The organism is Solimonas sp. SE-A11 (assembly GCF_030345715.1).
Classification (GTDB): domain Bacteria; phylum Pseudomonadota; class Gammaproteobacteria; order Nevskiales; family Nevskiaceae; genus Solimonas_A.
Genome location: NZ_JAUASX010000001.1, coordinates 584271 through 603270 on the forward strand (window position 1 = coordinate 584271; position 19000 = coordinate 603270).

Annotated in this window: 14 protein-coding genes; 6 read left to right on the forward strand and 8 right to left on the reverse strand. The window is 68.5% G+C overall.

Annotated elements, in window-relative coordinates:
* Positions 1 to 110 precede the first annotated feature (110 nt).
* Positions 111 to 632, forward strand: coding sequence for a carboxypeptidase-like regulatory domain-containing protein (locus QT386_RS02895; RefSeq protein WP_289272231.1), 522 nt, complete (start codon positions 111 to 113; stop codon positions 630 to 632).
* Positions 629 to 1219 (forward strand): NAD(P)H-dependent oxidoreductase, encoded by a 591-nt coding sequence (locus QT386_RS02900; protein WP_289272232.1) that lies wholly within the window; start codon positions 629 to 631, stop codon positions 1217 to 1219. The genes QT386_RS02895 and QT386_RS02900 overlap by 4 nt, the downstream gene beginning before the upstream one ends.
* Before the next feature lie 4 nt (positions 1220 to 1223).
* On the opposite strand, the gene QT386_RS02905 is transcribed toward QT386_RS02900, so the two are convergent.
* The 3 genes from QT386_RS02905 to QT386_RS02915 all read right to left on the reverse strand — a co-directional run bounded on the left by QT386_RS02905 (position 1224) and on the right by QT386_RS02915 (position 6420).
* Positions 1224 to 1964: a helix-turn-helix domain-containing protein gene (locus QT386_RS02905; RefSeq protein WP_289272233.1), complete on the reverse strand. Its 741-nt coding sequence runs from the start codon at positions 1962 to 1964 to the stop codon at positions 1224 to 1226.
* Positions 1965 to 2153: 189 nt separating this feature from the next.
* Complete coding sequence (locus tag QT386_RS02910) at positions 2154 to 5090, reverse strand: ribonucleoside-diphosphate reductase subunit alpha (RefSeq protein WP_289272234.1); 2937 nt, start codon at positions 5088 to 5090, stop codon at positions 2154 to 2156.
* Positions 5091 to 5478: 388 nt separating this feature from the next.
* Entirely contained in the window at positions 5479 to 6420 is a 942-nt protein-coding gene (locus QT386_RS02915) for an FHA domain-containing protein (RefSeq protein ID WP_289272235.1), read from the reverse strand.
* A 119-nt stretch (positions 6421 to 6539) separates the two neighbouring features.
* Here QT386_RS02915 and QT386_RS02920 point away from each other — a divergent pair, with 119 nt between their 5' ends.
* A complete protein-coding gene (locus tag QT386_RS02920; protein ID WP_289272236.1) occupies positions 6540 to 7841 on the forward strand; it encodes a serine/threonine-protein kinase in 1302 nt (433 codons plus the stop codon).
* Positions 7842 to 7940: 99 nt separating this feature from the next.
* On the opposite strand, the gene QT386_RS02925 is transcribed toward QT386_RS02920, so the two are convergent.
* A complete protein-coding gene (locus QT386_RS02925; RefSeq protein WP_289272237.1) occupies positions 7941 to 9251 on the reverse strand; it encodes an OmpA family protein in 1311 nt (436 codons plus the stop codon).
* A 315-nt stretch (positions 9252 to 9566) separates the two neighbouring features.
* Between QT386_RS02925 and QT386_RS02930 the strand changes: the two genes are divergently transcribed.
* Entirely contained in the window at positions 9567 to 10373 is an 807-nt protein-coding gene (locus tag QT386_RS02930; RefSeq protein WP_289272238.1) for a hypothetical protein, read from the forward strand.
* 68 nt (positions 10374 to 10441) lie between these two features.
* Here QT386_RS02930 and QT386_RS02935 read toward each other — a convergent pair whose 3' ends face one another.
* The 4 genes from QT386_RS02935 to QT386_RS02950 all read right to left on the reverse strand — a co-directional run bounded on the left by QT386_RS02935 (position 10442) and on the right by QT386_RS02950 (position 14779).
* Positions 10442 to 11596: an ABC transporter permease gene (locus QT386_RS02935; RefSeq protein ID WP_289272239.1), complete on the reverse strand. Its 1155-nt coding sequence runs from the start codon at positions 11594 to 11596 to the stop codon at positions 10442 to 10444.
* Between the two features lie 93 nt (positions 11597 to 11689).
* Complete coding sequence (locus QT386_RS02940) at positions 11690 to 12841, reverse strand: ABC transporter permease (RefSeq protein WP_289272240.1); 1152 nt, start codon at positions 12839 to 12841, stop codon at positions 11690 to 11692.
* An 11-nt stretch (positions 12842 to 12852) separates the two neighbouring features.
* Entirely contained in the window at positions 12853 to 13545 is a 693-nt protein-coding gene (locus QT386_RS02945; protein ID WP_289272241.1) for an ABC transporter ATP-binding protein, read from the reverse strand.
* A 4-nt stretch (positions 13546 to 13549) separates the two neighbouring features.
* Positions 13550 to 14779, reverse strand: a complete 1230-nt coding sequence (locus QT386_RS02950; protein WP_289272242.1) for an efflux RND transporter periplasmic adaptor subunit — start codon at positions 14777 to 14779, stop codon at positions 13550 to 13552.
* A gap of 121 nt (positions 14780 to 14900) precedes the next feature.
* On the opposite strand from QT386_RS02950, the gene QT386_RS02955 reads away from it, so the two are divergent.
* Positions 14901 to 17327: an acyl-CoA dehydrogenase gene (locus QT386_RS02955; protein ID WP_289272243.1), complete on the forward strand. Its 2427-nt coding sequence runs from the start codon at positions 14901 to 14903 to the stop codon at positions 17325 to 17327.
* An 8-nt stretch (positions 17328 to 17335) separates the two neighbouring features.
* Positions 17336 to 18880: a glycerol-3-phosphate dehydrogenase/oxidase gene (locus QT386_RS02960; RefSeq protein WP_289272244.1), complete on the forward strand. Its 1545-nt coding sequence runs from the start codon at positions 17336 to 17338 to the stop codon at positions 18878 to 18880.
* The last annotated feature ends 120 nt before the right edge of the window (positions 18881 to 19000 follow it).

Below are 19000 nucleotides of genomic sequence, written 5' to 3' on the forward strand. Positions count from 1 at the left end.
GCCGGGCCAGTCTCCGGCGCGCGCCAGGGCGCGGCATTGATCCGCGTCAATGCGCCGCATCCCGCTTCCGGCGGATCGTGTGGCCGCCACAGCCACCGACGGAGCCCGACATGAGCCACCGCAGACACGCCCCGGGCCTTGCCGCCCTGCTGCTCGCCGCCTCGCTGTCGCCGGCCCTGGCACAGGGCGGCGACGACTGCAACGTCGCGCCGCCCGCCATCGCGGTGCCACCGCCCGCGGCGACGCCGGGCAAGGACTGGACGCCGCCGTCCACGCTGCTGCCGGTGCAGCAGGCCGGCACCCTGCGCTACATCACCGGTGGCATCGGCGAGGACAGCGCCGTCGCACTGCGCGCGCTGCGTGGTGAGTATCCGGTGGCCATCACCTTCGGCCTGCGCGACGGCGGACGCAACCAGTTCACCGCCGGCGTCACCGTGGCGATCGACGATGCCGCGGACCGTCACCTGCTGAGCGTGATCACCGAGGGCCCCTACCTGTATGTGGACCTGCCGCCGGGCGACTACCTGCTCAAGGCCGCCGCGCCGTCGCTGGGCCCGGCGCAGCAGCGCCGCTTCCAGTTGCGGCCGGGCCGGCATATCGACCTGCTGCTGCTGTGGGAGGCGCCGCGATGAGCGCCGATCCGCGCCGCATGCTGGTGATCCAGGGACACCCCGACCGGTCGGAGCCGCATTACTGCCACGCGCTCGCGCAGGCCTATGCCGAGTCCGCAGGCATGGCCGGCCACGCGGTGCGCGTGCTGGAGGTAGCGGCCCTGGACCTGCCGCCGCTGCGCTCGAAGAAGGAATGGTCGCGTGATGCTCCCACCGAGGCACTGCTGCAAGCGCGCGAGAATCTGCTCTGGGCCCAGCACCTGGTGATCGTCTACCCGCTGTGGCTGGGCTGCATGCCGGCGCAGCTCAAGGCCTTCTTCGAGCAACTGGCGCGTCCCGGGTTCGCGGTGCCGGCCGGCCCGGCCCGGCTCGACGCCGGGCTGCTGCGCGGCCGCTCGGCGCGCGTCGTGGTGACCATGGGCATGCCGGGCTGGTTCTACCGCTGGTACTTCGGCGCGCACAGCCTCAAGTGCCTGAAGCGCAACATCCTGCAGTTCATCGGCATCCGGCCGGTGCGCAGCAGCGTGATCGGCCAGGTGGAAGGCAGCGCGGAGCACCGCCGGCGCGGGCTGGAGACGATGGCCCGGCTCGGCCGGCGGGCGGCCTGAGCTATCAGGCCGCGAGTTCGCGCAGCGCCACCGGCTCGGCCACCGCCTTCAGGGCCTCGCGGTCGCGAAGGGTGATCTCGCGATCCTGCACGGCCAGCAGGCCGCGCTGCTCGAAGCGCGTCAGCGCGCGGCACACGGTCTCGGTCGCCAGGCGCAGGTAGTTGGCGATATCGCGGCGCCCCATCGGCAGGCGCAGCGGCCGGCCCGGCAGAGGCGCCAGGCGCACCTGCATCTGCAGCAGGAAGGCGGCCACGCGCTGCTCGGCGGTGTAGTCGCCGCCCAGCGCCAGGGCGTTGCGCAGCGAATCGCTGAGGCGGTCCACCAGGCGGCCCATCAGCACCGGCGAGGTCTGGGTCAGGCGGCGCATGTCGCCGCGCGCCAGCACGCAGACCTGGGTGGGGACGATCGCCACCGCATGGATCGGGTAGCGCTCCTCGGTCAGCGCGTCCAGGCCGACGATGTCGCCGGCCAGGTAGAAGCCGCGCACGCGCTCGTTGCCCTGGGCGTCGAGCGTGAATGTCTTGATGCAGCCGGCACGCACCGAGTAGGCCACCCCGGCGCTGGCACCCGGCTCGAACAGCACCTTGCCGGCCAGCAGGTTGGCCATGTGCTCGACGATGCTGTTCCAGCGCAGGGTTTCCTCGGCGCCGAGGTCCCGCACCAGGCAGTGCTGCCGGGTGGGGCACTGCAGGCAGTTGGCGGCGCAGGCGTTGCGCAGGCTGGTGGGGGCGGTGTCGAAGGCCATGGGGGTCACCCGGTTCGGTTGCAGTGACCACAGGTTCGCAGACCGGCCCGGTGCGGGAAATCCGGGGTTTCCGGCAGCACATTGCGGGTAGTACGTATGTTGCCGCGGAGGGGCCGAGGCGGGCGGGTGGAGGGCAAAAGAAAAGGCCGCCCCGGATTCCCGGGGCGGCCTTGGGTGACGCGCTTCAGCTTACTGGCAGGCTTCGCAGTCCGGATCCAGGATCGAGCAGACCTTGGCGCCGCCGACGTCGGTCGAGGCCAACGGGGCCACGATCGGTTCGGCGGCCTTGGCGGCCGGCTTGGCCGAGGAGCCGCCTGCGGCGCCGTTGCCGACGGCGTTCAGGCGGTTGTCCTGGATCGTCGTCTTCTCGGCGTGGGTGGCGCCCAGGGTGCGCAGGTAGTAGGTCGTCTTCAGGCCGGACAGCCAGGCGTGCTTGTACAGCTCGTCCAGCTTCTTGCCGTTGGGCTGGCTCATGTACAGGTTCAGCGACTGCGCCTGGTCGATCCACTTCTGGCGGCGGCTGGCGGCGTCGACGAGGCGCTTGGCGTCGATCTCGAAGGCGCACTTGTAGAGCTCCTTCAGGTCGGCCGGGATGCGGTCGATGCGCTGCACGCTGCCGTCGAAGTACTTCAGGTCATGCGCCATCACCTCGTCCCACAGGCCGAGCTTCTTGAGGTCGTTGACCAGGTACTCGTTGACCACAGTGAACTCGCCCGACAGGTTCGACTTGACGTACAGGTTCTGGTACGTCGGCTCGATCGACTGCGACACGCCGGTGATGTTGGCGATGGTCGCGGTCGGCGCGATGGCCATGGTGTTGGAGTTGCGGATGCCCACGGTCTTGATGCGGCTGCGCAGCGCATCCCAGTCGAACTGGCCGGACACCGACACGTCCTGCTTCAGGTACTTGCCGCGGCTCTGCGCCAGGATCTGGATGGAATCCAGAGGCAGGATGCCCTGGTCCCACAGCGAGCCCTTGAAGCTGCTGTAGGCACCGCGCTCCTGCGCCAGGTCCGTGCTGGCCTTGATCGCGAAGTAGCTGACCGCTTCCATCGAGTTGTCGGCGAACTGGATCGCCGCGTCGCTCTCGTAGGGCAGGCGCAGCTTGTACAGCGCGTCGTTGAAGCCCATCACGCCCATGCCCACCGGGCGGTGGCGCAGGTTGGAATTGCGCGCCGTGGCCACCGAGTAGTAGTTGTACTCGATGACGTTGTCGAGCATGCGCATGGCGGTGTTGACCGTGCGCTCCAGCTTGGCCAGGTCCAGCTTGCCGTCGACGATGTGCGCCGGCAGGTTGACCGAGCCGAGGTTGCACACGGCAATTTCCTGGCCGGCCTTGGTGTTCAGCGTGATCTCGGTGCAGAGATTGGAGCTGTGCACCACGCCCACGTGCTGCTGCGGCGAGCGCAGGTTGCAGGGGTCCTTGAAGGTGATCCAGGGGTGGCCGGTTTCGAACAGCATCGACAGCATCTTGCGCCACAGGTTGAGGGCCGGCATGCGCTTAAAGTTCTTGATGCGGCCTTCGTCGGCCAGCTTCTCGTACTCGCAGTAGCGCTTCTCGAAGGCCTCGCCCACGAGGTCATGCAGGTCCGGCGTCTCCTCGGGGGAGAACAGCGTCCACTGGCCTTCCTCCATGACGCGCTTGAGGAAGTAGTCCGGCACCCAGTTGGCCGTGTTCATGTCATGGGTGCGGCGGCGGTCGTCGCCGGTGTTCTTGCGCAGGTCGAGGAATTCCTCGATGTCGCGGTGCCAGGTTTCCAGGTAGGCGCAGACCGCGCCCTTGCGCTTGCCGCCCTGGTTCACCGCCACGGCGGTGTCGTTGGCCACCTTCAGGAAGGGGACCACGCCGTTGGACTTGCCGTTGGTACCCTTGATGTAGCCGCCCATGCCGCGCACCGGGGTCCAGTCGTTGCCCAGGCCGCCGGCAAACTTGGACAGCAGCGCGTTGTCCTGCACCGCGCCGAAGATGCCGGAGAGGTCGTCGGGCACCGTGGTCAGGTAGCAGGAGGACAGCTGCGGGCGCAGCGTGCCGGAGTTGAACAGCGTCGGCGTCGACGACATGAAGTCGAAGGACGACATCAGCTGGTAGAACTCGATGGCGCGGGCTTCACGGTCGATCTCGTTGATCGCCAGGCCCATGGCCACGCGCATGAAGAACGCCTGCGGCAGCTCGAAGCGGGTCTTGTTGCTGTGGATGAAGTAGCGGTCGTACAGGGTCTGCAGGCCCAGGTAGTCGAACTTCTGGTCGCGGTCGGCGAGCAGGGCCTTGCCCAGCGCGTCGAGGTCGTACAGCGCCAGCTTCGGGTCCAGCAGCTCCAGCTCCACGGCGCGGTGAATGAAGGCGGTGAAGTAGGCCGGGTACAGCTCCTTCATGTCCTCGAAGGTCGGCCGGGTCTCCGGCAGGTTGAGGAACTTCAGGGCCTCGTGGCGCATGGCGTCGCAGAGCAGGCGCGCCGACACGTAGGTGTAGTTGGGCTCCTTCTCGATGCGGGCGCGGGCGGCCAGGGTCACCGCCTGCGACAGCTCGGCCTCGGGGATGCCGTCGTAGAGGTCGCGCAGGGCAGAGGAGACCACCTCGTCGATGCTGACGCCGGTCAGGCCCGAGCAGGCCTCGCTGACCACGCGGCGGATGCGAGCCTCGTCAAGCGGCACCGAGCGGCCGTCATCGAGCTTGACCGACAGGCGCGGCTGGCTGGATTCGGGAACCTTGGCGGCCTCGGCGGCACGCTCCTTGGCGCGCTCGGCACGGTAGATCACGTAGGAGCGGGCGATCTTGTGTTCGCCGGCGCGCATCAGGGCCAGCTCGACCTGGTCCTGGATGTCCTCGATGTGCAGGGTGCCGCCGCCGGTCATGTGGCGGGTCAGGCCCTGCACGACCTGGCGGGTGATGCCCTCGACCTTCTCGCGCACGGCGGCGGAGGCCGCAGCGGCGCCGCCCTCCACGGCCAGGAAGGCCTTGGTCACGGCGATGCTGATCTTGCCGGCATCGAAGCCGGTGACCTTGCCGTTGCGGCGGATCACCTTGATCGCGCCGGGGGCGGTGGCGGTCACCTCCACCGTCGAGACGGGGGCGGGCGGGGCCTGGCGGCGGGCTTCGGTGGTGGTGGCAGTGGACTCGTTCTGCATGTGGTTTCTCCCCCTGGATGATGGGATGCCGTCAGGTGCCAAGGGCAGGGCGCCTGCGGGATTCTTGCGGAGTACCTGAAGCCGGCGCCCCATCCTGTTGGGGGTGGCTTGGGTAGTGTGGCTACCATATCTTGTGGTTCTTCCCCCCGTCAACCCCAATTGTTTGTGTCCAAGACGGTGCAAAGAACCTGCCAAAACTGTGCATAAGCTGGGGATTTCCGGGGCAGAACCCTGTCTCCGCGGGGCTTGCAGGGCCGGGGCGGCCCGCAAGCCCCGACGCTGCGGCGCCGGACACGAAAAAGCCCGCAGGACCGGGGCTTGCGGGCTTTTTCGTGTGTGAGATTATTTAACGAACTTTGATTAAGAGTTAATTAAATAAAAACATCGATCATTTGCGCTCGGTACGCATCATCTTGGTGTCGCCGCCGTCCGCGACCGCGCCGGCCATCGACAGGCGGCTGGGGACGCAGCTGAAGCGCACCACCTCGCCGGTCTGGCTGGACAGTGGTGCGCCCGGGCTGATGGCGCCTTCGCCGGCCAGCACGATCTTCTCCTGCTTGAGCAGGATCTCCTGGCCGCCGCCGGTAAGTACATAGGTGCCGTTGCGGCTGTCGTCCACGTAGTGGAACTTCTCCTTCTCGAACTCGATGCGGCCGTGCACACGCGAGGCCTTCTCGCCGGACACCTGCACGCCGCAGGACTTGTCGCGGCCAATCAGGATCGGGCAGTCGCTGGAGCGGAAGGTCTGCGACACGCCGCGAACGCGCAGCGTCAGCGTCAGGAAAACGCCGTTGGCGCCACCGCCGATGCCCGCCATGCGGGTTTCCTGGTCCTCGGTCACCTCGATCATCGGCAGGATGAACAGGTCGCTGCGCGCCGAGGGACGCGGTGCCGGATTGAGCTGCCCATGGGGGAACTGGGCCACGAAGTCGCGCAGCGCCGCCACGCCGTTCTGCGGCACCGCCGTGACCAGGCCGGCCAGCCGGTGGGTCCAGTCGCTGCGCAGGCGGCCCTGTTCCATCGTCACCTGGCCATGGCCCAGGATCACGCGGATATCCAGGCCCAGGCGGCTCAGGTCCGAGCGCGCGCGCAGCGACAGCTGCGCGATCTCCCGGGCCAGCTGCAGGGCGCCCTCGGCCTGGGGGAAGAAGGCGTAGAGCTTGCGCGGCGTCGCCTCCATCACCAGGCCACCCAGGCGGCCGCCGGCGGCGGCCAGGTCGCGCACTTCGTTGTAGTTCAGCGGGGATTCGGAGATACGGTCGGACAGGGCTTCGCTGAAATCGGCGTAGAGCACGGTGCCGCGGTACTGGCCATCGGGAATCTGCGTCATGGCATTCACTCTTCTGTTTGGCGATCCTCGCCGGAGTTGTCGTGGCTGGCACAGCCTAGGACGAAAGCAGGGCTTTTCGCCAGCTGCCGGCCGCCGGCCCAAGGGCACAGGCAGTTTCCGTGCCCCGCACCCCGGACAGCGCCGGCAATGTGGATACAATCGCCCCGGAACGGCACGAGGGAGAGAAGCCGCAGGTGGACTACCAGAAGCATTGCCCGGGCTGCTACGCGGAAAAGGGCGGGGCCGCGGTATGCCCGGCCTGCGGCTATGACGAGTCGGCGCCCCGCTCGCCGCTGTTCCTGCCGCACGGCATCGTCATCGGCGGGCAGTTCCGCGTCGGCCGCGTACTGGGCAAGCGCGGCGGCTTCGGCATCACCTACATCGGCTGGGACATCCACCTGCAGCAGCGCGTGGCGATCAAGGAGTACATGCCGCGCGACCTGGCCACGCGCACCGCGGATTCCCTGGACGTGCAGGTCCATACCGAGGCCGACCAGGCCAATTTCCGCTACGGCCGCGAGCAGTTCCTGCAAGAGGCGCGCATCGTGGCGCGCTTCGACCACCCCAACATCGTGCGCGTGCGCAGCTTCTTCAACGCCAACGGTACCGCCTACCTGGTGATGGACTACTACGAGGGCCAGTCCCTCGGCGAGTACCTCTCCACGGTGCGCAACAGCACCGCCCCGGGCGTGGCGCTGCGGCTGATGCGGCCGATCCTGCAGGGCCTGCAGTACCTGCACGAGCACAACGTCATCCACCGCGACGTCAAGCCGCACAACATCTACCTGGCGGCCGACGGTCGCCCGATCCTGCTCGACTTCGGCGCCGCCATGCAGGCCGCCGGCGAGCGCCCGCACAGCCTGGTGGTGGTGCTGACCGAGGGCTATGCCCCACTGGAACAGTACCAGCGCCGCAGCCCCCAGGGCCCCTACACCGACGTCTACGGCGCCGCCGCCACGATCTACCGCATGATTGCCGGCGAGGCCCCGCCCATGGCGCTGGACCGCCTGGGCCACGATCCGCTGGAGCAGGCCGGCTACAGCGCCCTGCCCGCGGCGTTGCGCGAGGGCATGGCCAAGGCGCTGGCGGTGCGCGCGCAGGACCGCTACGCCACCGCGGGCGAGTTCCTGGCCTTCCTCGACAGCCTGAGCGACGAGCAGATCGACAACGGGGCCGGTATGGCCGACGTCTTTACGCCGCCACCCGTGCGGCAGGGGGCGGTCGCCGACGAGGCCACCGTCACCCGCAGTGCGGAGTCCCGCGTGGTCAGCATGGTGCCGGCGGATGCGCAGGTCACCATGACGCGGGCGCCCGTGACGCTGCCGGCGGTGCCGGAGCGGCTGCCGAGGCGCTGGCGCTGGGTGGTGGCGGTCCTGGCCATGATCAGCGTGGTGGAGTTCCTGCTGCTGATGCTGCGCTGAGTGGGAGCACGCCGTGGGAGCGGCCTTGGCGCTGTCCAGACGCACAAAGCAAAACGGCCGCCGGTTTCCCGGCGGCCGTTTCGTTTGCAGCGGTGTGGCTTACTTCTGGCCTTCGATGCGCAGCTCGGTGCGGCGGTTCAGCTGGCGGCCGGCATCGGTGTCGTTCGGAGCGACCGGCTGGGACTCGCCGTAGCCCTTGGCGGTGAGGCCATCGCCGGCGACGCCCTGCTCGATCAGGTACTCCTTGACCGAATTGGCGCGCAGGTCGGACAGCTTGAGGTTGTACTCATCGCTGCCGATGCTGTCGGTGTGACCGGCCAGTTCCATCGGGATCTTCTTGTAGGCGACGATCTTCTTGGCCACGTCGTCGAGGATCTTGCGGGCATCCGGGGTCAGGGTGGCCTTGTTGAAGTCGAACACCACGCCGGTCAGGGTCAGGACCTGCGGCAGCGCGCAGCCGCGGCCGTCCACTTCCATGCCCTGCGGGGTATCCGGGCAGGCGTCATACGGATCCAGGACGCCGTCCTGGTCCGCATCGCCCGGCTGGCCGGCGTCGACCACCTGCACGCGCTCTTCCACCACGGCCAGCGGGGTGACCGGACCGTCGCCGCGCTGCAGCGGCAGTTCCAGGCCCAGGCCGATCTTCACGTCCTGGCGCTTGTCCAGGTATTCGAAGGCGTCATAGACATAGCGGGCTTCGAGGCGCAGGCGGAAGCCGAAGTCGCTGATCGGGCCGGTGATGAAGCCCAGGCCCGCGTTGGCCGCCCAGCTCCAGTCGTCCTCGTCATCCGGGATCACGTCGGTGTAGGTCGCCGCAGCGCCGATCAGCACGAACGGCGTGAAGTGCAGGCGGTCACCGAAGGAGTACACCAGGTCGGCGCCCAGGCCGTAGCGATAGAAGTCCGTGGTGCCGGTGACATCGGTCTCGATGTTGTCGGCGGTGAAGTTGCCTTCGATGTACCAGTTGTCGGACAGGTTCCAGCCGCGCAGCAGCGTCAGGCCGATGGCGTGCTCGATGCTGTCGAACGGGGTGTCACCGATGAAGGTGTAGTTGCCCAGCAGGCTGACGTAGTCGGTGACGCGGGCGGCGGAAGGAGCTTCCGTCGTCTCGGTGGTCTCCGTGGTGGTCTCGGTGACCGTCTCGGTGACGGTTTCCGTCTCCGTCAGGGTGGTTTCGACCGGGGCAGCTTCGGCGGCCACGGCTTCCTCGGCGACAGCCTCGGGGGCGGCTTCGGCAGTGGCGTCGGCCGGTGCAGCCTCGGGGGCGGCTTCGGCGGGAGCGGCTTCCGCCGGCACCGCCTCGCTGACGACGGCTTCTTCGACCGGGGCTTCTGCGGCCGGGTCCTGGGCGTACGCCATCGGCGTCAGCACAAGGCAGGCGAGGGGGAGTTGTTTCAGCAGCGCTTTCATCGTGACTCTCCTGATTGTTGGGGTGGGCACGAACAGTGCCTGCGGAGCGGGTAGGAAGACCGTTCCGGGGTGCGTTTCTATTATTTGACGACGTTTAAGGCGGAATGCCTGAATGCATGATATATCGTGACGGGGGTCACTCAAGCAAGTCCGGGTTGAACGAGCGTTTTAGTGACAACCCCATCCGATATTTCTTACATTACAGGCGGATAGGCCTGGGGCATGATACTACCGGTTGGGCCGGCAGGCACTATCCCAGAAGCGGTCAACAAGAACGCCGAATCCCTCACCCCTTTGACAGTGGAGATGCACTAAATGAAAACGAACCTCCCCCAGGCCTGCGGCATTGCGCTGCTGGCCATCTCCGGCCTGCTCCTGGCCGGCTGCGATGCCAATGGCGACGGCACCATCGATGGCAGCGGCGGCCTGAATACCGGCAACGGCGATGACAACGGCAACGGCACCATCGACCCCAACGAATTCCCCAATGACGGCACGGTGCCCACCGACGTCACCGACGGCGGCGCCCCCGGCGGCACGCCGATCGCAGGCAACTTCATCTGCAGCGCCAGCGCTTCCGGCCCCGGCGTGACGACCACGGTCGGCGCCCGCGGCCTGGTCGGCGGCCTGCTGACCAACCTGCTGAACCTGCTCGGCGCCGATCCGGTGACCCAGCTGACCAATGGCGTGGCCGACAAGGACCTGCTGATCGACGGCAAGCTGTCGACCCACTCGACCTTCACCCTGGCCGTGGGCCTGCTGGGCTCCCTGCTGGAAGGCGTCGACCAGAATGTCAACCTGCCGACCGCCGCTCCGGCTGGCACCTTCTCGGTGTTCGCGCTGGGCTTCCCCAACGGCACCGTCGATCTCTCCTTGGTGAATCAGGTCAAGATCACCACCTACCTGAATGGCAACCAGCGCGAGACCCGCAGCTACACCCAGAACGATCTGGACCTGCTGGGCGCCGGCACGCATGAGCGCGCCTGGGTGGGCTTCCGCAGCAAGCAGTCCTTCGACCGGGCCACCGTGACGCTGGAGCCGGGCCTGCTCAGCGCTAACGTCGGCAAGGCGATGTACGTGCACGAGCTGTGCACGGGCGGCCGCTTCGTCGCGACCCCGTAAGCCTCAGGCTGAAAACAAAAAGCGCGGCTCCGGCCGCGCTTTTTTGTTGCCTGCCGTTCCGGTGTCGGTCAGGCCGAGCCGCGCAGGGCCTCCACCACCGGCAGGCGGGCGGCCTTCAGGGCCGGGAAGAAGCCGCCGATGGCGCCGATCAGCAGCGCCCAGGTCACCCCTTGGCGCAGCAGGTCCGGCGTCACCTGGAAGGCGAAGGCCACCTGGCTGAAGGTCTGGAAGTTCAGTGTCGAGACGCTGTAACCGTTGAACACCACGTAGGCGATGGCCGCGCCCAGCACCCCGCCCGCCAGCGACAGCAGCATGGCCTCGATCATCACCGACACCACCACCGGGGCCCCGCCGAAGCCGATGGCGCGCAGCGTGGCGATCTCGACCGTGCGCGTTGATACCGCCGCGTACATGGTGTTGAGCGCGCCGAACAGCGCGCCGATCGCCATGATCACGGCCACGGTATAGCCCAGGCCGTTGATCAGGCCATTGAGCGCCTTGGAGCGCGAGGAATAGTAGTCCGGCTCCTTCTGCACGCCGGCGTTCAGGCGTGGGTCGGTGGTCAGCGCATCCTTGAAGCGATCGAAGTCCTGCTCGGATTCCAGCTGCGCCGTCACCGAGGTGGGCGCGCCGCGCTTGGCCGCCTGCATCAGCGTCTCGGCGTCGGTCCACAACTCGGACTCGTGCACGTCGCCGCCGCTCTCGAAGAAGCCGACGATGGTCCAGTCGCCATCGCGCAGCGGCAGCTTGCCGCCCAGCTCCATGCCGGCGAACTGGTCGCGGGCGCCGCGGCCCACGACCACCTCGTAGACGCCGGGTCTGAACATGCGCCCTTCCACCAGCTTCGTCTCGGATCGCACCTCCAGCACATGCGGCTCCGTGCCGCGCAGCACGACGTTGGCCGGGTCGGTCTGCCCTTTGCGCGGCAGGCCGGCGAGGATGTAGACCTCGGCCAGGGCCAGCGGCCGGCCGTCGATGCCCTGGCGCACGCCCGGGGCCTGCTTGATGATCGTGGCCTGCTCGCGGAACAGCACGCTGGACAGCTCGTCGTTGGCGCCGCCGCGCAGCACGATCACCCGGTCCGGCCGCCCGGTGCTGTTCAGCGTGGCCTGGAAGCCCTTGGCCATCGACAGCAGCGCCACCATCACGCCCACCACCCCCGCGATGCCGATCACGATCACCATCGACGCCCCGAGCCGCTGCGGCACGGCGCGGAGGTTCATGAGGGTTACAGCAAGCACCTGTTGAAGCATGGTGGCTCCCTGCCTGTTTGAAATTCCCGGGCCATGGATGGCCCGGCCCTGGTCATGGACGGGTTAATGAGCCGACAGCGCATTGACGATGTCGAGCCGCATGGCCCGCCAGGCCGGCAGGAAGCCGACGATCGCCGCCAGCACCGCGGCCAGACCCAGCCCCATCAGCCAGACCTCGGCTCCCATCTCCAGGCCCGGCATCTTCGCCGCCAGGCCCGGCATCATGATCGACGCCGCTCCCAGGCCCGCCAGGGCCGCGATCAGGCACAGCAGCAGCGATTCCGCCAGCACCAGGGCCAGCACACTGGGGTCCGAGAAGCCGATGGTCTTGAGCACCGCCAGTTCCGGGATGCGCTCGCGCACCGACTGCATCATGGTATTGCCGGTCAGGAACAGCAGCGTGAAGAACACCGCGCCCAGGATCGAGCGGACGATCAGCTGGATATCGCCCATCTGCTTCATGAAGGCCTGGTTGAAGGCCTTCTCCGAATCGGTGCGGGTTTCCTTCGGCGAGTTGGCGAACTGGCGGTCGATGGCCGCGGCGATGGTCGCAGCCTGCGCCGGGTCGGCGATCTTCTCCAGGTACCAGCCGACGTAGCCCTGGCCGAACTGGCGCGCCTCGTCGAAGTAATCGAAGCGGAACAGCAGCACGTCGGCCTGTGCCTGGCTTGCCTCGTCCTGTCCGTCGATCAGGCCGACGACATCGAACTCCCAGTCGTTGCGGCCGTCGCGCTTGGGCCAGATCGCGGCCTGGATGGGAATGCGGTCTCCCACCTTCCAGCCGAACTTCTTGGCCAGGCCGGAGCCGACCAGGGCACCTGTCTTGTTGCGCGCCCAGGCGCGGCGCGCTTCCTCGCTCACGATCAGGTCCGTGTAGACGTCCAGATAGGTCTCGTGATCCACCGCGAACTGGCCGAAGAAATTGCGCTCGTTCTGGTACACGCCGCCGAACCAGCTGGCATGCGAGGCCAGCTGCACCCCGGGCGTGGACTTGATCCGCGCGTAGTAGCCCAGCGGCAGGATCTCCGTGAACGAGAACTTGCCGGCGGTGAACAAGCGGTCGGCGCCGGAAATCTGCACCGACTGGGTCATGCTCTGCGCCACCGCCTGCAGCATGCCGAACAGCAGGAAAGCCACCACGATGGACAGCATCGTGAAGATGGTGCGCGGCTTCTTGCGCCACAGTGCCGACCAGACCAGGGGGAAGTATTTCATCGTCGCTGCCTTCAGGAGTGAGCGACGGTCTCGACCAGACGGCCCTTGTCCATATGCAACTGGTGCGTCGCGAACTCCGCCGCCTTGGGGTCGTGCGTGACCATCACGATGGTCTTGCCGTACTCGCGGTTCAGCGCCTGCAGCAGGTGCAGGATCTCGTCGGCGGTCTTGCGGTCCAGGTCGCCCGTGGGCTCGTCACAGACCAGCAGGGTCGGGTCCGCCACCAGCGCGCGGGCGATCGCCACGCGCTGGGCCTGGCCGCCGGAGAGCTCGCTGGGCTTGTGTCCGCCGCGCTCGCCCAGGCCGACGATCTCCAGCGCCACGCGCACGCGGCGCATGCGGTCCGCCGCCGGCAGGCGCGTCAGCAGCAGCGGCAGCTCCACGTTGCGCTCGGCGTTGAGCATCGGCATCAGGTTGTAGAACTGGAACACGAAGCCGACGTGGCGCGCGCGCCACTGCGCCAGCTGGCCGGAGCTGAGCTGGTCGATCCGCTCGCCCGCCACGTCCACGCTGCCGGTGGTGGGGCGGTCCAGGCCGCCGATCAGGTTCAGCAGCGTGGTCTTGCCCGAGCCGCTGGGGCCCATCAGCGCCAGGAAGTCGCCGCGGGCGATGTCCAGGTCCAGGCTCTCCAGCACCTCCACGGTCTGCTTGCCGCGCGTATAGCTCTTGCGCACGCCGCGCAGGCGGACGATGGCTTCGCTCATGGGCTCACTCCTTCTTCTTCAGCCTGACCTTGCCGCCGTCTTTCAGCAGGGCGAAGTCGCCCACCGCCAGGCGCTCGCCGCCGCGCAGGCCGCCCAGCACGCTGATCTCGCCCTCGCTGCTGCCGCCGAGCTTCACCGCGCGGCGCTCCAGCGTCAGGTCCTCGCGCAGCACATAGACCACGCCGTCCTCGCCAGTCTTCTGTACCGCGGCCGCCGGCACCAGCACGCCCTGCGGCTGCTGCGCCTGCTTCTCCGCCTCGTTCTCGCGGAAGGACACGCGCACGCCCATCTCCGGCAGGATGCGCGGGTCCTTCTGCTTGAAGCCCACGCGCACCTTGACCGTGGCCTTGCTGCGGTCGGCGGTGGGGATCACGGCGATCACCTCGCAGGGAATCTCCCAGTCCGGGTAGGCATTGAGCCGCGCCGCGGCCGGCTGGCCGGTCTGCACGCGGTTGATGAAGTTCTCGTTGACGTCGACCTCGATCTCCAGCGAGTCCATGTCCACCAGCGTGCCGATGCCGGTGCGCGTACCCGCACCGCCGGCCGACAGCGGCGAGATCATCTCGCCCGGCTGGGCGTTCTTCAGGGTGATGACGCCGGAGAAGGGGGCACGCACCACGGTGTCGTCCAGGGCGCGCTGCTGCACGGCGACACTGCGCTCCGCTACCACGATGTTCTGGCGGGCCGTATCGAGCTGCGCCCGCAGGCCATCGGCGTTGGCCTGTGCGGTGTCCAACGCCTGCTGGCTCAGCAGCTTGCGCTCCGCCAACTCGCGCGTGCGGACCAGCTGGCGATCCGCCTCGGTCAGTTGCACCTGGACCGTGGACAGTTGCGAACGCGAGGCCGCGAGCTGCGACTGCGCCAGCGCCAGCTGTGCCTGGGCATTGCTGTCGTCGATGCGGGCCAGCACCTGCCCCTGCTCGACGCGGCGGCCCTCGTCCAGCAGTACCTCGATGACCTTGCCGGTGACCTTGGAGGACACCGTGGCCTGGCGTCGCGCGACCACGTACCCGGAGGCGTCCAACACCGAGGCGCTGGCGCCCGGGCCGGCGGCGCGGGCCTGCACGGTGGTGACCTCGGGTGGCTTCTCGCCGCCGAACAGGGCGGCGGCGGCCACGATGATCGCCAGCAGCACGGCACCGATCAGCAGCCAGCGCTTCCAGGGGCTGGGCTGCGGGGCGCGGGCGGAATGGTCGATGCGCAACTGTTCGAGCAGGGCGGATTTGTCGTTCATAATCGTTGTAGATGGTTCTCCGCCGGCGTTTATACACGAAGCTGGCCGGCGCCTGCCCTGCCGGTGTGGAACCATGATTCGGTATGCTGGCGGTCCATCACCATGGAAGGGACGGGCCCCGATGATCTGGCTCCTGCTGCTGATCGCGCTGAGCGTGGCGCTGGCCTGGCGCCGGACCTCGCCGCGTACCGCCATCACGCTGTACGCGGTATTCCTGCTGGCCTATGCCGCCGGTGGCGGCTCCTGGAGCCTGTTTTTCCTGGGGGCGCTGCTGCTGGCCGTCGCCGGCACGGTGTTGCTGAACCCGCCCTTGCGCCAGGAATGGCTGACCCGCCCGGCCCTGGAGTACTTCCGCCGCGTGATGCCGGAGGTCAGTGCCACCGAGCAGGCGGCACTGGACGCCGGCACGGTCTGGTGGGACGGCGAACTGTTCTCCGGCCGCCCGCAATGGGAGCGGCTCTATGGCCTGCCCGCCGCCGGCCTCAGCGCCGAGGAGCAGGCCTTCCTCGACGGCCCGGTCACGGCGTTCTGCGCCCTCTGCGACGACTGGCGCATCACCTCCGCGGACCGCGACCTGTCCCCCGAGGCCTGGGCCCACCTGAAGCTCCACGGCTTCTTCGGCATGATCATCCCGAAGGAATACGGCGGCCTGGGCTTCGGCGCGCTGGCCCATTCGGCGGTGCTGAACCGCATCGCCTCCAGCCCCGGCGGCGTCACCGCCGCCTCCATCGTCGCCGTGCCCAACTCCCTGGGGCCGGCGGAACTGTTGCTGCACTACGGCACCGATGAGCAGAAGCAGCACTACCTGCCGCGGCTGGCGGCGGGCGAGGAGATTCCCTGCTTCGCGCTGACCTCGCCCTGGGCCGGCTCCGACGCCGGCGCCATCCCCGATCTCGGCCTGGTCTGCCGCGGCATGTGGCAGGGGCAGGAGGTGCTGGGCATGCGCCTCACGTTCGACAAGCGCTACATCACCCTGGCGCCGGTGGCGACGCTGGTGGGCCTGGCCTTCCGCCTCTACGACCCCGAGCAACTGCTGGGCGGCGGGCGCGAGCTGGGCCTGTGCTGTGCCCTGATCCCGCGCGATACCCCGGGGTTGCAGATCGGTACGCGCCACTGGCCGTTGGACAACCCCTTCATGAACGGCCCGGTGCGCGGCAGCGAGCTGTTCGTGCCGCTGGACTTCATCATCGGCGGCCCGCCGCGCATCGGCCAGGGCTGGCGCATGCTGATGGAATGCCTTGCCGCCGGCCGGGCGATCTCGCTGCCGTCCAACACCGCGGGACAGGCCACCATGGCCGCGCTGGCCAGCGGCGCCTACGCCCGCATTCGCCGCCAGTTCGGCCAGCCGGTGGGAAGCTTCGAGGCGGTGCAGGAGCAGCTGGCGCGCCTTGGCAGCCAGGCCTACGCGGTGCAGGCCGTGCGCCAGCTCACCGCGCAGGCGGTGGAGCTGGGCGAGAAACCGGCGGTGCCTTCGGCCATCGCCAAGTCCTTCTGCAGCGAGACCGCGCAGGACTCACTCAAGCGAGCCATGGACATCCATGCCGGCAAGGGCGTGATGCTTGGGCCCTCCAACTGGCTGGCGCGTGCCTTCCAGGGCACTCCGGTGGCGATCACGGTGGAAGGCGCCAACCTGCTGACGCGAGGCATGATCCTGTTCGGCCAGGGCGCGCTGCGCTGCCACCCCTACCTGCGCGAGGAGATCGCCGCTGCCGCCGAGCCGAATGCTGCGCTGGGGCTGGAGCGCTTCGACGCATTGCTGATGGCGCATGCCGGCCATGCCCTGCAGGCCGGCGCGCGCAGCCTGGTAGCAGGGCTCACGCTGGCGCGCTGGGGCCATTCGCCCGGCGATGCCGCCATGCGCTGCATCGCGCTGCGTGCCAACCGCTACAGCGCCGCGCTGGCGCTGTGCACCGAACTGACGCTGGCCGCGGTCGGCGGTGGCCTGAAGCTACGTGAAAGCCTGTCGGCCCGGCTTGGTGACGTGCTCGCCGGACTCTACGTGGTCAGCGCCGCCTTGCGCCGCTATGACCAGGACGGCCGGCCCGCCGAAGACCTGCCGCTGCTGCAGGCGGTTTGCGACGAGCAGTTCCTGCGTATCGAGAACGCCCTGGATGGCCTGTTGCTGAACCTGCCGCGTCGCCCGCTGGCCTGGCTCGGCCGCCTGCTGGTGTTCCCGCTCGGCCGCCATGCGCGCGCCGCGGACGACGCCACCGGCCAGCGCATTGCCGCCGCCCTGCAACAACCCGGTGGCCTGCGCCTGCGCCTGGCCTCGGGCCTGCACGATGCCAGCGATTCGCCGTTGGGCCGTCTGGACGCTGCGATGGTGCAGGCGATCAACGCCGAGCCCCTGATGCGCAAGCTGCAGCAGGCCCAGCGTGCTGGACGCCTGCAGCATCCGCACCCGCTGCAGCGGATCGACGAGGCGCGCGAGGCCGGTGTGCTGGCCGAGGACGAGTCGCGCCTGCTGCGCGCCGCGCAGCAGGCGGCGGAAAGCCTCTGCGCGGTCGATGAATTCGATGCCCACCTGGAACAGGTACAGACCCCTTAAGTCTTGAGATGACCCCCGCCTTTCCCTTCCTGCGCCGCCCCGGCGCGCTGCGCGAGCGCAGTTTCGACCTGCTGGTGATCGGCGGCGGTATCTATGGCGCCTGGGTGGCCTGCGACGCCGCGCAGCGCGGCCTGTCCGTGGCGCTGGTGGAAAAGTACGACTGGGGCGGCGGCACCTCATCGGCCTCCAGCAAGCTGATCCATGGCGGCCTGCGCTACCTGGAGAACTACCAGCTCGAGTTCGTGCGCCATGCGCTGCGCGAGCGCCGCCGCCTGCGGCGCATCGCCCCGCACCTCGTGCGGCCGCTGGATTTCATCATGCCGTTATGGAAAGGCCCGCGTGCCAGCAGCTTCACGCTGTCGGCCGGCCTGGCGATCTACGACCTGCTCGGCGCGGGCCGTGGCTCGGTGGGCCGTCACCGGCAGTATCGCGCGCCGGCACTGCTGTCGGAGTTTCCGTTCCTGGATCCGCAGAACCTGCAGGCGGGTTTCCGCTACGGCGACTGCCAGACCGACGACGCGCGCATGGTGTTGACCGTGGCCGCCGCGGCCCAGGCGCAGGGCGCCGTCTGCGTCAACCGCATGGCCGCAGAACGCCTGCTGGAAGGCGAGGGTGGCGTGCGCGGCGCACGGCTGCGCGACCAGGAAACGCAGGAGTCCTTCGAACTGCGCGCGCGAGTCACCATCAACGCCGCGGGCTCCTGGGCACCGTCGCTGATGGGCGACGCGGCGCCGCCACTGCGGCTGGTGCAGGGCACGCATCTGGTGATGCCGGCGATCCCGGGCTGCCAGGAAGCTTTCCTGCTCACCGCCCGGGATGGGCGCGTGTTCTTCGTCATCCCCTGGTACGGCCGCACGCTGGTCGGCACCACCGAGCGTGAAGTGGCGTCACCGGACCAGGCGCAGCCCACCGTGGACGAAACGCGCTACCTGCTGGACGGATTGCGTAACGGCCTGCCGGGTCTGCGCTGGACGGAAAAGGACGTGATCGCACGCTTCTGCGGTCTGCGCACGCTACAGCCCGCGGAGTACGGCAGCTTCTCGCAGATCACGCGCGAGGCCGTGATCGTGAAGCCGAAGCCGCGGTTGGTCACCTATGTCGGTGGCAGCTTTACCACCGCCCGTCGCGATGCCTCGCATATCGTCGATGCAGCCTACTGGCAAATGTCCGAGACACCGCGTCCCTGCCTGACGCGCGAGACGTCCTTGCCCGGAACCCCGGCCGAGCCGTTCGAACAATGGCAGCGCGGGGCCGTCGCGCAACTCGGCGAGGCGGGTATCGACGAGGAAGCCGCGCAGTCCCTCAGCTTGCGCCACGGCACGAATATCTCCTTGCTACTGCAGCTCATGGAACAGCGCCCGGAGCTGCGTGCGCGCATCCATCCGGAATGGCCGTTCCTGATGGCGGAAGTCGTGCACGCGCTGCAGTCCGAGATGGCACGAGACATCGACGACGTGCTGCGCCGCCGCCTGCCGCTGGACCTGTTGTTGCCCGACGACGACTGGCGTGAGCGCGTGGGAAACCTGATCGGGCGCTACCGCACAACTGTGTAGGAACGGTCCGACAAACGGTATTCATTGCCGGGTCAAGACAGATTGTTTGCTGCACTGCGACACACGAATACTGCCTCGAGATGGTGCAAATGAGTCCTGACGGAGTTCGGGGCGACAAAT

Coding starts and splice junctions, on each gene's coding strand:
- QT386_RS02895 (WP_289272231.1), top strand. CDS start 111: ATGAGCCACCGCAGACACGCCCCGGGCCTTGCCGCCCTGCTGCTCGCC.
- QT386_RS02900 (WP_289272232.1), top strand. CDS start 629: ATGAGCGCCGATCCGCGCCGCATGCTGGTGATCCAGGGACACCCCGAC.
- QT386_RS02905 (WP_289272233.1), bottom strand. CDS start 1,964: ATGGCCTTCGACACCGCCCCCACCAGCCTGCGCAACGCCTGCGCCGCC.
- QT386_RS02910 (WP_289272234.1), bottom strand. CDS start 5,090: ATGCAGAACGAGTCCACTGCCACCACCACCGAAGCCCGCCGCCAGGCC.
- QT386_RS02915 (WP_289272235.1), bottom strand. CDS start 6,420: ATGACGCAGATTCCCGATGGCCAGTACCGCGGCACCGTGCTCTACGCC.
- QT386_RS02925 (WP_289272237.1), bottom strand. CDS start 9,251: ATGAAAGCGCTGCTGAAACAACTCCCCCTCGCCTGCCTTGTGCTGACG.
- QT386_RS02930 (WP_289272238.1), top strand. CDS start 9,567: ATGAAAACGAACCTCCCCCAGGCCTGCGGCATTGCGCTGCTGGCCATC.
- QT386_RS02935 (WP_289272239.1), bottom strand. CDS start 11,596: ATGAACCTCCGCGCCGTGCCGCAGCGGCTCGGGGCGTCGATGGTGATC.
- QT386_RS02940 (WP_289272240.1), bottom strand. CDS start 12,841: ATGAAATACTTCCCCCTGGTCTGGTCGGCACTGTGGCGCAAGAAGCCG.
- QT386_RS02945 (WP_289272241.1), bottom strand. CDS start 13,545: ATGAGCGAAGCCATCGTCCGCCTGCGCGGCGTGCGCAAGAGCTATACG.
- QT386_RS02950 (WP_289272242.1), bottom strand. CDS start 14,779: ATGAACGACAAATCCGCCCTGCTCGAACAGTTGCGCATCGACCATTCC.
- QT386_RS02955 (WP_289272243.1), top strand. CDS start 14,901: ATGATCTGGCTCCTGCTGCTGATCGCGCTGAGCGTGGCGCTGGCCTGG.
- QT386_RS02960 (WP_289272244.1), top strand. CDS start 17,336: ATGACCCCCGCCTTTCCCTTCCTGCGCCGCCCCGGCGCGCTGCGCGAG.